We start from the raw sequence: 12,510 nt of genomic DNA on the forward strand, positions 1-12,510 counted from the left end.
CCCTAAGTGCGTTTTTCGCGCGGTGTGCGCGTATCGCAAAAGGCCATGATAAGTCCCACGACCAGACCAAAAACATGAGCGGCATTGGCGATTGCGAGGCCCATCACATTAAAGTATCCCAACACCAGCCAGGCAACAGAAAAAATCATTAGCCCACGCGGCAGGGCGAGGCCCTTTTCGGGTTTTAATTCGCCGGTCAGCCAGACGTAGCCCATTAGTGCGTAGACCACGCCCGAGAGGCCACCAAACAAAATACCGCTGAAAATAGATTGGCCCCAACCGCTGAGCAAAGCAGAAATCAGCGCGATGGTGAACAGCTTCCCGCTGCCGAGAAGTTTTTCAACCGGACCGCCAAGATACCACCACCACATCAGGTTAAAGAGAATGTGCAGCAGTGAGAAATGCAGAAATGCCGGAGTAAACCAGCGCCATAGCTCAAAATACTGGCTGCGGTCGGCAGGCCAGGACAGCCAGGCCATTACGGTTTGGTCACCGTAAATCTGCTGCAGGATAAAGACTGCAATGCAGATAAAAATAACCGCCATAGTCAGCGGACCAGCCTGACTGCGGATCCGCTGCCAGTAAGAATAGTGTTCGTAGTTGAGTTTGGTTTGAGTACTTCCGGTATGCCAACTTGCGGCCTGATAACGCGGGTTTAAAGGATCCTTGATAAACATTGCCAGCTCGGCTTCGACAAAGTCGAGTTTAGAATCATCCTCAAGCCAGATTTGGACTTCCTGCCCCTCGTGTTTCACCTGCAAGGGGGTGTCGTGTGTTGCCATGTAATCGACAAATGCCTGCGCCATGCGGGGGTTAGACAGGCTTAAAACTCTTATCATAATGTTCAGCTAGCCCTGTAATCATTTGATTTTATGTGAATATCATACCCTAAAGCGCAAATGGATTTTACCCCTTCTGCACTTGGTTGATTATAACGTCAGCTGCCTTCGGTGTATGCCAGATAAGTGACTATAAATGTTCCAGTGAAGACTTGAAAAATCGGGTAATGGGATAGTTAAAGTCTGAATTTAACTGCTCGGCTTAGCTAAATTTTCAGATAAATAGGATTTTATGCCAATTAATTTTAGATCGTTTTATGAGCTCATAAGCTATATTCGTCTTAAATAACGATTTGTAATAGATGAAAATTACGTGATTTATCTAATTAATTAAATTGGTTAATGATTGACGGTAATAAAAATTCCTAATGCTCTGATATTGTGTATGTCAATGCTGCTTTGGATAGAATATTCATGTAATTAGTTTAAAGTATCTAATGGATTTTTTAATTTGTTTATTTGCCTTTAATATCATGCGCTTATTTTTATTTGGTTGTAAATTTTAAGAGTAATCGGAATAAGTTTCAAGAAATCCAGAGGTTTGATTAAATTAAATTGCTGCGATATGTTTTTAATTCGAAAATTTAACGCATCTATTTAATTAAAGAGCACCCATTATGAAACATATTCGTACCCTCGATGGTGTTCGCGGGTTTGCCGTGATTATCGTTATGCTTTTTCATTTGGAAATTCCCGGGTTCTCTTTGGGTTGGGCTGGCGTGCCGCTTTTCTTTTGTCTGTCAGGCTTCTTAATTACAGGTATTTTACTTGAACAGAAACAGCAGCCTTTTAAAGAATATCTAGGAGGCTTTTTACTGAATAGACTGTTAAGAATATTTCCACTTTTCTATGCCTATTTATTAGTAAATTATCTTTTCCTGAAAGCTACTGGCCAATCTGCTGCAGGCTACATCTGGTTTATCCTCTACCTGCAAAATTTATATATTGGCATAACCGGCACCACGCCAGGGTTTGTTATCCAGACATGGTCATTGGCCGCAGAGGAGCAGTTTTATTGGCTGTGGCCATTGGCAATTTTCTTCCTGAAAGGAAGAGTTATGGTTAAAGTCTTTATTCCACTCATTATATTTTCTTTATTGGCGCGATCTTTTATTTATCATGCATCCGGTAATAATCCTTATATGTTCAATGCGACATTATTAAGCTGCACTGACGCTTTAATTCTTGGGGCTCTGTTTGCCAAAATTAAAGACTATAAGTCTGCACCTCGTGTTGCCTTCTGGATGTTGCTCGCAGGTCTTGCGTTGTCTGCCTATGCTGTCATAACCACAGGCCTGAGCGCATTCTGGTTACCCTCCGGTTGGGTGGGAAAATGCGGTTATCTTCCAACCTCGATGGCAATGGTTTTCACCGCTATTATCTTCTATGTTTATCATTGGGATAAACAAGCAATCTCCAATCCATTGGCGAGCGTGTTAGAAAACAAATTTCTGGTTTATACGGGTAAAATAAGTTACGGGCTTTATATGTGGCACTTGGCCTGTTTTTTTGCCATCACGGTGATTGGCAGAAAATTCGGTGTAGATAATCATAGCTTAATATTTTTTATTATTGCCTTGCTATTCGCTTATTTAGTGTCAACATTGTCGTATTATCTGTTTGAAGTCCACTTCCTCAAATTAAAGAGAAAAGCGCGCAGAACAGTAACGAGTCCCAATGGAATAGTTTTATAATTCGTTATTTATTAACATGGGCTGCTAATGAAAATCGCTGATATTTCAATAAAAGCAGCCCGAGTAAAGGAATTCTTAAACGAATATTAGGCCTCTACGTCCTGTGGGAACGCTTTAGACCAGGCATCAAATCCGCCGTCCACGCTATAGACCGCATCAAACCCCTGAGTTAATAGATACTGAGCTGCACTGCGGCTGCTGATGCCGTGATAACACATCACCATCACTGGAGTGGTCGATTCGGTCTGCTGCATGAATGCGCCGATGCTTTCGTTGCTTAAATGGAAAGCTCCCAGAGCATGAGCGTTGTTAAAGCTCTGAATGTCACGGATATCAACCATCACTGCGCCACCCTCTTTCAGGCGGTTGTGGGCCTGCTCAACGCTGATTGCTTCAAACTGTTCCATGCTGCTTCTAGCCTCGTGATGACGGTTACCGTCAGTTAAAAATATTCGCCTCTATTGTAAACAAATTTCCGCTAATGGGTTTATAAATAATAGGTGCTTCCCTACCTGTTTTCGCCATTCGTTTTGAATATGCTCACCAAGGATAGAGATTGCCCTATGCCCAAACCGATATTTAAGCAGGACAGTTTTGTGGCGGCTTTAACCCGTCAATGGCAGGCTTTTGGACTGACATCCGCTGGCGATATGACCCGGCATCAATGGTGGCATGCGGTCAGTGCCGCACTGGCTGAACAATTACCTCCTCGCCCAGACAGCGGTAAGGCGAGTAAAAAAGTTAAACGACACGTTAACTATATTTCGATGGAGTTTCTGGTCGGCCGCCTCACGGGCAATAATTTGATTAATCTGGGTTGGTACGATCAGGTTTCCAAAACATTGGAAAGATATGACATCAATCTTACGGACCTGCTTGAGGAGGAAATTGACCCGGCGCTAGGCAATGGCGGGCTGGGAAGGCTGGCGGCCTGTTATCTCGATGCGATGGCCTCCGTGGGGCAACCTGCTATCGGTTACGGCCTAAACTACCAATATGGTCTCTTTCGTCAGAGCTTTGTCGATGGCAGGCAGCATGAAGCCCCTGACGACTGGCAGCGCAATGCCTATCCTTGGTTTCGGCATAACAGCGCGCTGGCGGTAGATGTCGGTATTGGCGGCAAAATTATCAAAAATGAAAGCGATAAATCCTATTGGAAACCCGATTTTATCTTACGCGGCGAAGCCTGGGATCTACCGGTTATCGGCTATCGAAATGGCGTGACTCAGCCGCTGCGACTGTGGGAGGCAACTCACCCGCAGCCTTTCGATTTGGAAAAATTTAACGACGGGAAATTTTTGCTCGCCGAACAGCAGGGCATCGATGCAGCCAAGCTGACTAAAGTGCTTTATCCCAATGATAACCATGACGAAGGCAAGCGGCTGCGTCTAATGCAGCAATACTTCCAGTGTGCGTGCTCGGTGGCCGACATTTTACGCCGCCATCATTTTCTTGGACGAAATATCCACGAACTTCCAGACTACGAGGTGGTTCAGCTCAACGACACCCATCCGACCATTGGTATTCCTGAAATGCTGCGCGTACTGATTGATGAACATCAGCTCAGTTGGGACGATGCGTGGCACATCACCAGCCGCACCTTCGCTTATACCAACCATACCCTGATGCCTGAAGCGTTGGAAACCTGGAACGAAAAGCTGGTGCGCAGCCTGTTGCCGCGACATTTCGTCATTATTAAGCAAATTAACGCCAACTTTAAGAAACTTGTCGATCAGCACTGGCCAGGAAACGAAGCGGTATGGGCCAAACTGGCCGTACATCACGATAAGCAAGTGCGCATGGCCAACTTATGCGTAGTAGCTGGTTTTGCGGTAAACGGCGTAGCGGCGCTGCATTCGGATCTGGTAGTAAAAGACCTTTTCCCTGAATATCACCAGCTGTGGCCGGAAAAATTCCATAATGTGACTAACGGTATTACTCCCCGCCGTTGGCTTAAGCAATGTAATCCCGAGCTTTCAGCTTTAATCGATGAAACGCTGAAAACTGAATGGGTTACCGATTTAGATGCGTTAAAAGGGTTGGAAGCCAGCCTAAAAGATAAAAAATTCTGTAAACGCTATCGAAAGATCAAGCATGACAACAAGCTGCGGCTGGCTGAATACGTCAAGCTTCATACTGGCATCGTCATTAATCCCGACGCCATTTTTGATGTGCAAATCAAGCGCCTGCACGAGTACAAGCGGCAACATCTTGCGTTGCTGTACATCATTTACCTTTATCACCAGGTCCGTAGCAACCCTAAACTTGATATCGTGCCACGCGTGTTCCTGTTTGGTGCAAAAGCGGCACCGGGCTATTATCTGGCAAAAAATATTATCTATGCTATCAATCAGGTAGCGAAGAAGATCAACAACGATCCGTTGGTGGCCGATCGTATCAAAGTGGTGTTTATACCCGATTATCGGGTTTCTGTTGCCGAGCTGATGATTCCGGCGGCGGATGTGTCAGAGCAGATTTCAACCGCCGGTAAAGAAGCCTCCGGCACTGGCAATATGAAGCTGGCGCTTAACGGCGCGCTCACCGTGGGCACGCTGGACGGCGCAAACGTCGAAATCGCCGAGCAAGTGGGTGAAGACAATATCTTTATTTTCGGTAATACCGTCGATCAGGTTAAGGCGATATTGAAGAAGGGATACAAGCCGAAAGCGATAGTTAAAAAAGATAAGCATCTCAAGGCGATACTGGACGAGCTGGCCAGCGGTTTCTATAGCAATGGTGATAAAAAGGCCTTCGAACCGATGCTGACAAGCCTGCTGGAAGGGGGCGATCCGTATCTGGTTCTGGCTGATTTTGCCGAGTATTGCGAAGCGCAGGCAAAAGTCGACCAGCTTTATCGCGATCGCGATGAATGGACGCGAAAAACCATCCTCAATACGGCGCGCGTGGGTATGTTCAGCGCTGACCGGTCCATTCGCGATTATCAGCAGCGTATTTGGCAAGCTAAACGCTAAGGAGCAGGCATGCGGGGTGATGAACTCGAACTGGCGGCAAAGCGGGCCGGGATTCTTGACAGTTTTATTAATATGGTCGATGAAGAGCAAACCGTTTCTGACGAGACCAAGCTGGCTTTGCTTGAAGCGATGGGGCGCGACGAACAGGTGCCAGATACCGGTCCGTTGCCGTCGGTAAAAGTGTTTAAAACCGGTGAGCCGATAAATCTGGAGCCGCGCGGCAAGGGCATTTACCAGTGGCAACTCACGCTGGAAAATGGTGACAGTGAAGCGGGAGAAGGCACCTTTGGTGAACGGCTCGAGCTGGGTGGCAATCTGGTTTTAGGCTATCACCAGCTGACGCTGAGCTCGAAAAAAGAAATCTGGCACTGCCGGGTGATTATTACTCCTGTTCGCTGCTATGAGCCTGAGGCTTTAATTAATGATGAAAAGCTTTGGGGCGCCTGCGTGCAGCTTTACACGCTGCGCTCGGATAATAACTGGGGTGTGGGTGATTTTGGCGATTTAAAACAGATGGTTAAACAGTTGGGAGAGCGCGGTGGGGCATTTATCGGCCTTAACCCGATTCACGCGCTTTATCCCGCTAATCCTTCCAGTGCTAGTCCGTATAGCCCCTCGTCTCGCCGCTGGCTCAATGTCACCTACATTGACGTCAATGCGATTGAAGAATTTAATCGCAGTAAAGAAGCACAGCGCTGGTGGATAAGTGCAGCAACCCGGCGGGCGCTGGAAAAAGTGCGCAGCGTCGAAAATGTCGATTACGAAAAAGTCATGGATCTTAAAATCAAAGGCTTGCAACTGGCGTGGGCAGAATTTGCCAACATTGCCGATGCCAGCCCGCGTAAGCGTGATTTCCACGACTTTGTATTACTTGGCGGGGAAAGCCTGCGACAACAGGCGGTGTTCGATGCGCTGCATGTGCATCTGCGAAAAATGGATGACAGTCGTTGGGGCTGGCCGGTCTGGCCCAAGGCTTATCGCGATCCCCAGTCCTCTCGGGTCAAGGAATTTTGCACGGAATATCATCATCAGGTGGAATTTTACCTGTGGCTGCAATGGCTGGCACATACCCAGTTTGCCGAGTGTTATCAAGCCAGTCTGGAGCTCAAAATGCCCATCGGGCTGTATCGTGATTTGGCCGTGGGTGTGGCGGAGGGCGGTGCGGAAACCTGGTGTAATCGCGCACTTTATTGCCTTGGCGCAACTGTAGGCGCGCCGCCGGATGTGTTAGGGCCCCAGGGGCAGAACTGGGGATTGCCGGCCATGGACCCGAACGTCATGCGTAGCCGGGCCTATCAGCCGTTTATTGATTTACTGCGCGCCAATATGAGTGATTGCGGTGCGCTGCGTATCGACCACGTTATGGGGCTATTGCGCCTGTGGTGGATACCAAAAGATAAAACCGCCGCAGCGGGAGCCTATGTCAGTTACCCCCTGAGTGATCTTTTAGGAGTGTTGGCGCTGGAAAGCCATCGTCATCAGTGCATGGTGATAGGCGAAGATCTTGGCACGGTGCCGAAAGAGATTGTTGCCAGCCTGCGGGACAGCGGGGTGTATTCCTACAAGGTGCTGTATTTCGAACACGATAAACAGCGGGTTTATCTGGCCCCTGAAAAGTATGTCGTGCAGGCGATGGCGACTGTAACGACGCACGACCTCCCAACGCTGCGCGGTTACTGGCAGGGGGATGATTTGACACTGGGTGAGAAACTGGGGATTTATCCCGATGCCTCAGTGTTGGCCGATTTGCGGCTGGATCGTGCCAAAACTCGGCAATCGCTGCTGGATGCGCTTCATCTTCATCATTGTGTTCCTAAAAAATTCGGTAAACATGCCGAGAAAATGGAGATGAATGAGACCTTAAATAGAGGGTTACAGCGTTATCTGGCTATCAGTACCAGTGCGTTGCTCGGCCTGCAGCCCGAAGACTGGCTTGATATGAATACGCCGGTTAACGTGCCGGGAACGAATACAGAATACCCAAACTGGCGGCGTAAGTTGAGCGTATCGCTGGAGGAGATGTTCAGCAATGAGCATATCAATCTGTTGTTGAAAGATTTGGATCGCAGCAGAAAGGGAGTGAAGTAACAAAGGATTTAGAAAAACATCCCCCCACTTTTACAGTGGGGGAAGGCCAGATCAGGAGTGCAAGTAACGAAAACTTGCCAGAGTTTATTCCTGATCTAATCCGCCCCGAAGCAGGGACGGGATCGTATTAGTAGAACGAGTGCTCGCCGCGCTGGTGTTCAGTCAGATCGCGCACGCCCTTGAGTTCAGGGAAAGACTGCAACAGCTCTTTTTCAATGCCGTCTTTCAAAGTGACATCAATCATGGAACAGCCATTACAGCCGCCGCCAAATTGCAGAACAGCAATGCCGTCGTCGGTGATTTCCATCAAAGAAACGCGGCCGCCGTGGCTGGCAAGTTGTGGATTAACCTGCGACTGCAACTGATATTCAACGCGTTCCATCAACGGTGCGTCGTCGGAAACTTTACGCATTTTAGCATTCGGCGCTTTCAGCGTAAGCTGTGAGCCGAGCTGATCGGTTACAAAGTCGATCTCTGCTTCATGCAGATAAGGTGCGCTCAGTTCATCAACAAAAGCGGAAAGCCTTTCGAATTTCAGCTCTGTATCCGTGGCTTCCACGGCGTCGGGTGGACAGTAAGAAACACCGCACTCTGCAGTTGGCGTACCGGGATTAATCACAAATACGCGGATCTGGGTGCCTTCTTCCTGGTTTGCCAAAAGCTTGGCAAAGTGCTCTTGGGCAGCATCGGTAATAATGATCATAGCATTGGCTCAATAGTTGACTACTCCAGTCGGTTATAATACGCCCTTTAACAGACTGACTACAAGGTGCGGCAAATGCACCAAATCTGTAACGATGCAATATCCTCTTTATTCAGTATCTTAGCGACTTCGCTAATTGTGCTGCCGGTAGTGATTACGTCATCAATCAAGGCGATATGTTTTCCTGCCAACCTTTGAGTGCAACAAAATGCCCGCTGTAAATTTCGTTTCCTTTCTCTTTCTGAAAGCTGTTGCTGCGGTGGCGTAGCGCGTTGTCTTTGCAGCGCGGCGGGAAAATATTCACAGCCCAGCCAGCGCGCAAGAGGGTGGGCGAGCAGGTCCGACTGATTGTAGCCGCGCTGGCGATAACGGCGCAGATGCAACGGGATGCTGAGTAAAATCTGCGGCCTGACTACACTTCCTTCGCGCCAGCGTTCCAGCCAGCGCATCAGGAAAAGCCTGGCCAGCGGCACGGCGAGCTCCGGGACTGACGAAAACTTGAAGCGCAACAGCAATGTGCTGATAGGCGGCTGGTACAACTGGGCAAAAATCAGCGCTTGCCATCCTGGCGGCTTGAGCTGGCAGCGGCCACAGGCTTGCCCCGCGTCGCCGCTAGGCAGCCCGCAGCAGGGACAACACACAGGAATAATTGGCAACTGGCGAAGGCACAGGCTACAAATCCCGTGTTTCGCTAACTGCAAAGGTTGCTGGCAGAGCCAACATCGACTGGCAAGGGTAAACATTATTGGTAGACTAATCCTTTAGTAAGCATCCACTGACAGGGACACTACAGTATGAATCGCCTCTATTGGCAGACTTTAGGTGAAGGTTCGCGCGATATTGTGCTGCTTCACGGATGGGGACTGAACGCGGAAGTATGGCGTTACATTAGCATTCGATGGGCGCCGCATTTTCGCCTGCATCTGGTGGATTTGCCGGGCTATGGCCGCAGCCGCGATTTTGGTGCATTAACTTTGCCAGAGATGACCGAGACGGTGCTGGCACAGGCTCCGAAAAAAGCCGTGTGGATCGGCTGGTCGCTGGGAGGGCTGGTCGCCAGTCAGGCCGCTCTTATTGCTCCTCAAAGGGTTGACGCGCTGATAACCGTGGCCTCTTCACCGTGCTTTGCCGCTCAGGAAGATCATTGGCCCGGTATTCGCCCGGAAGTGTTGCACGGTTTTCAGCAGCAGTTGAGTGAGGATTTCAAACGCACCGTGGAGCGTTTTTTGGCATTACAAACTTTGGGAAGTGAAAGCGCGCGGCAGGATGCCAAGTTGCTGAAATCAATGGTGCTGGATTTACCGTTCCCACCTGTCGAAGTGCTGAACAGCGGTCTGGAAATTCTTAAGCATGAAGATTTACGCACTGAAATGCAGGATCTCACGATGCCGTTCCTGCGTATTTATGGTGCGCTTGATGGCCTGGTGCCGCGCAAAATTATTCCATTGTTAGACCAGCTGTGGCCTCATTCGCAGTCGGCCAAAATCGAGAAAGCCTCACACGCGTCGTTTATTTCGCATCCTGAGGCGTTTTCTTCGGCAGTAATCGATTTCTTGCATGACCATAATTTGATGTAAGTAATTCCCTGTTTTTCTAAAAAGAATGCGCTGTATCACATAATAAAGGTTAAGTGACAGGCAACGATTTCTTTGATTGATAATTTCTATAAGTGATGAATACTCAATGAGGTAACGCCAGAAATTCGATAAATCTGTTTCAACAGAATCATCAAGAGTCTGTGTCTCTGGGAGAAGCGCGGTATTTGAGCAGGAAGTTCATACCAACACGGACTGTCTGGCGTTAACTGCCTTGAACGTTATTAAAAATAAATCACTCATAAAGAGGTAATGTCATGAACTACAAAAAAGTGGTTGTTGCTGCCCTGTTGTTGGGGACTTTCTCTACTGGCGCGATGGCAGCCAAAGAAATCACCAGAGAGGAAGCGCAGAAAAATAACTACACCAGCATTGGTACAGTGTCCATCGACAACGAACAAACAGCCCCAATGGATGCTAAAAGAGCAATTAATAAATTAGCCGATGAAAAAGGCGGTAAATATTACGTTGTTATCGAAGCAAATACTGACAATAAAATCAGCGCAACTGCCGAAGTTTTTAAATAATTACAGCGTCTAATGAACAGAACGGGCGAGCAAAGTATTGCTCGCCTTTTTAATTTGTATCTATAAATTCAAACATCAATATTTTCTCGTAATTCTCTAATAAGCCTGCGACCCAACTCATTTATTGAATAAATAATATCCTAAGCCTGTTTGTACTCTACTCTCTAGTTATACACATCATCTGAATACCGTATTTTTTGTGCGGCATTTCTCGTTTTTATATTTATAAATCATTGAAAATGATTAGTTTTATTTAACTGTTACTCTCAGGCTAACGATAAGCCTGGCTCCTTGATTGATAGGAGCTTGAGGTGTTTCTAGACTAATTACAACCAGTTAGATTTTTATAATTTTTATTTTTAATCGTCACAACTTTATATTTTCACGCAAATGTAGCTATTAATTGGTTAAACCCAGAGGTTTTAGGCATGAAGCAATATTCACAGACGACGAAAGTCTGGGACACGCGACGCAGTGATAAAAAACGGCGTATCGATAGTGTTCAGGCTGTGGCTCAAGGCAAGGTGTTACCCACCGATCAAATGACCGCGATTCTGGAAACCCTTATTGCTCCCGGCGATCGCGTGGTAATGGAAGGGAATAATCAGAAGCAGGCCGATTTTCTTTCCCGCATGCTTGCCAAAGCCAACCCCGAAAAATTACACGATCTGCATATGATCATGCCCAGCGTCAGTCGGGCGGAACATCTTGATCTGTTTGAACGTGGGATCGCCCACAAGCTGGATTTTGCTTTTTCTGGCCCGCAGAGCCTGCGTATCGCGCAGTTGCTGGAAGACGGGTTGATGGAAATCGGTGCTATCCATACTTATATCGAGCTTTACGCCCGTTTGTTTGTCGATCTGGTGCCGAATATTGCCCTGATCGCTGGATTCAAAGCCGATCGCAAAGGCAATCTTTATACCGGCCCAAGCACTGAAGATACCCCCGCGCTGGTGGAAGCCACGGCGTTTAAAAACGGTCTGGTTATCGCGCAGGTGAATGAGTTGGTTGACGATGAAAACGATCTGCCGCGCGTTGATATCCCCGGTTCATGGATTGATTTTGTCGTCGTGGCTGACAAACCGTTCTTTATCGAACCGCTGTTTACCCGCGATCCACGGCTGATTAAGCCGGTCCATGTATTGATGGGGATGATGGCTATCAAAGGGATTTATGCCAAACATCAGGTGCAATCGCTTAACCATGGGATTGGTTTTAACACTGCAGCCATCGAATTACTGTTGCCGACCTACGGCGAACAGCTGGGGCTGAAGGGCAAAATCTGCAAGCACTGGGCGCTGAATCCACACCCCACTCTGATCCCGGCAATTGAAAGCGGTTGGGTCGATACCGTGCACTGCTTCGGCGGTGAGTTAGGGATGGAGGATTATATTGCCGCACGACCAGATGTGTTCTTTACCGGCTCCGATGGCTCGATGCGATCCAACCGCGCTTTTTGCCAACTTGCCGGACAATATGCCGTTGATATGTTTATCGGCTCGACGCTACAGGTTGACGGACTTGCCAACTCCTCGACGGTGACCAAAGGCCGTTTGGCCGGATTCGGTGGCGCGCCAAATATGGGCCACGATCCTCACGGTCGTCGTCATGCTACTCCCGCCTGGCTGGACATGATTGAAGAGCCTGATCCAATGACTCCAGGCCGCAAGCTGGTGGTGCAGATGGTCGAAACATTCCAGTCTGGCGGTAAACCTACTTTTGTCGAGAAACTCGAAGCCGTTGAGGTTGGCAAACAGTCTGGCATGCCACTCGCGCCAGTGATGATTTACGGCGATGACGTAACCCACGTACTCACCGAAGAAGGGATTGCACATCTTCATCGCGCTCGTTCGCTGGAAGAGCGCCGGGCAATGGTTGCCGCTGTTGCCGGAATTACCGACGTTGGCTTAGGGGTTGATGCCAGGCGGGTCACCGAGCTGCGCAAGCAGGAGTTGGTGGTATTCCCGGAAGATATGGGCATCCGCCGCACCGATGCAACACGCTCGCTGTTGGCCGCTACCAGCGTCAGTGAGCTGGTTGACTGGTCGGGTGGGTTATATCACCCTCCGGCAAAATTCAGGAGCTGGTAATC

10 protein-coding genes are annotated in these 12,510 nt (G+C 48.4%); 6 read left to right on the top strand and 4 right to left on the bottom strand.

Features of this window, described 5'->3' with window-relative positions:
* Window positions 1-2: 2 nt before the first annotated feature.
* On the bottom strand, window positions 3-839 hold the full coding sequence (gene glpG, locus AB3G37_RS01310; RefSeq protein ID WP_369789480.1) for a rhomboid family intramembrane serine protease GlpG: 837 nt from the start codon (window positions 837-839) through the stop codon (window positions 3-5).
* Window positions 840-1,456: 617 nt separating this feature from the next.
* On the opposite strand from glpG, the gene AB3G37_RS01315 reads away from it, so the two are divergent.
* Window positions 1,457-2,533 (top strand): acyltransferase family protein, encoded by a 1,077-nt coding sequence (locus tag AB3G37_RS01315; protein ID WP_369789481.1) that lies wholly within the window; start codon window positions 1,457-1,459, stop codon window positions 2,531-2,533.
* Window positions 2,534-2,619: 86 nt separating this feature from the next.
* On the opposite strand, the gene glpE is transcribed toward AB3G37_RS01315, so the two are convergent.
* Window positions 2,620-2,940 carry a thiosulfate sulfurtransferase GlpE gene (gene glpE, locus AB3G37_RS01320; protein ID WP_009635720.1) on the bottom strand — a complete coding sequence of 107 codons (321 nt, stop codon included), beginning with the start codon at window positions 2,938-2,940 and terminating at the stop codon, window positions 2,620-2,622.
* Window positions 2,941-3,096: 156 nt separating this feature from the next.
* Between glpE and malP the strand changes: the two genes are divergently transcribed.
* Window positions 3,097-5,505 carry a maltodextrin phosphorylase gene (gene malP, locus AB3G37_RS01325; protein ID WP_369789482.1) on the top strand — a complete coding sequence of 803 codons (2,409 nt, stop codon included), beginning with the start codon at window positions 3,097-3,099 and terminating at the stop codon, window positions 5,503-5,505.
* 9 nt (window positions 5,506-5,514) lie between these two features.
* Window positions 5,515-7,593: a 4-alpha-glucanotransferase gene (malQ, locus tag AB3G37_RS01330; RefSeq protein ID WP_369789483.1), complete on the top strand. Its 2,079-nt coding sequence runs from the start codon at window positions 5,515-5,517 to the stop codon at window positions 7,591-7,593.
* A gap of 127 nt (window positions 7,594-7,720) precedes the next feature.
* Here malQ and nfuA read toward each other — a convergent pair whose 3' ends face one another.
* The gene (gene nfuA, locus AB3G37_RS01335; protein ID WP_009635723.1) at window positions 7,721-8,296 is read right to left on the bottom strand and encodes a Fe-S biogenesis protein NfuA; all 576 of its coding nucleotides are present in this window, start codon (window positions 8,294-8,296) and stop codon (window positions 7,721-7,723) included.
* 59 nt (window positions 8,297-8,355) lie between these two features.
* Window positions 8,356-9,039, bottom strand: a complete 684-nt coding sequence (gntX, locus tag AB3G37_RS01340) for a DNA utilization protein GntX (protein ID WP_369789484.1) — start codon at window positions 9,037-9,039, stop codon at window positions 8,356-8,358.
* Between the two features lie 51 nt (window positions 9,040-9,090).
* On the opposite strand from gntX, the gene bioH reads away from it, so the two are divergent.
* The 3 genes from bioH (at window position 9,091) to mdcA (ending at window position 12,508) form a co-directional block, all read left to right on the top strand.
* Window positions 9,091-9,873 (top strand): pimeloyl-ACP methyl ester esterase BioH, encoded by a 783-nt coding sequence (gene bioH / locus AB3G37_RS01345; RefSeq protein ID WP_369789485.1) that lies wholly within the window; start codon window positions 9,091-9,093, stop codon window positions 9,871-9,873.
* Window positions 9,874-10,148: 275 nt separating this feature from the next.
* Window positions 10,149-10,418: a YdgH/BhsA/McbA-like domain containing protein gene (locus tag AB3G37_RS01350; RefSeq protein WP_009635726.1), complete on the top strand. Its 270-nt coding sequence runs from the start codon at window positions 10,149-10,151 to the stop codon at window positions 10,416-10,418.
* Window positions 10,419-10,846: 428 nt separating this feature from the next.
* Entirely contained in the window at window positions 10,847-12,508 is a 1,662-nt protein-coding gene (gene mdcA, locus AB3G37_RS01355; protein WP_009635727.1) for a malonate decarboxylase subunit alpha, read from the top strand.
* The last annotated feature ends 2 nt before the right edge of the window (window positions 12,509-12,510 follow it).

The organism is Rouxiella sp. WC2420, from assembly GCF_041200025.1.
In the GTDB taxonomy this organism is placed as follows: Bacteria; Pseudomonadota; Gammaproteobacteria; order Enterobacterales; family Enterobacteriaceae; genus Rouxiella.

Bases quoted from the DNA above. Each gene is read 5' to 3' on its own strand.
- glpG (WP_369789480.1), bottom strand. From the start codon at position 839: ATGATAAGAGTTTTAAGCCTGTCTAACCCCCGCATGGCGCAGGCATTT.
- AB3G37_RS01315 (WP_369789481.1), top strand. From the start codon at position 1,457: ATGAAACATATTCGTACCCTCGATGGTGTTCGCGGGTTTGCCGTGATT.
- glpE (WP_009635720.1), bottom strand. From the start codon at position 2,940: ATGGAACAGTTTGAAGCAATCAGCGTTGAGCAGGCCCACAACCGCCTG.
- malP (WP_369789482.1), top strand. From the start codon at position 3,097: ATGCCCAAACCGATATTTAAGCAGGACAGTTTTGTGGCGGCTTTAACC.
- malQ (WP_369789483.1), top strand. From the start codon at position 5,515: ATGCGGGGTGATGAACTCGAACTGGCGGCAAAGCGGGCCGGGATTCTT.
- nfuA (WP_009635723.1), bottom strand. From the start codon at position 8,296: ATGATCATTATTACCGATGCTGCCCAAGAGCACTTTGCCAAGCTTTTG.
- gntX (WP_369789484.1), bottom strand. From the start codon at position 9,039: ATGTTTACCCTTGCCAGTCGATGTTGGCTCTGCCAGCAACCTTTGCAG.
- bioH (WP_369789485.1), top strand. From the start codon at position 9,091: ATGAATCGCCTCTATTGGCAGACTTTAGGTGAAGGTTCGCGCGATATT.
- AB3G37_RS01350 (WP_009635726.1), top strand. From the start codon at position 10,149: ATGAACTACAAAAAAGTGGTTGTTGCTGCCCTGTTGTTGGGGACTTTC.
- mdcA (WP_009635727.1), top strand. From the start codon at position 10,847: ATGAAGCAATATTCACAGACGACGAAAGTCTGGGACACGCGACGCAGT.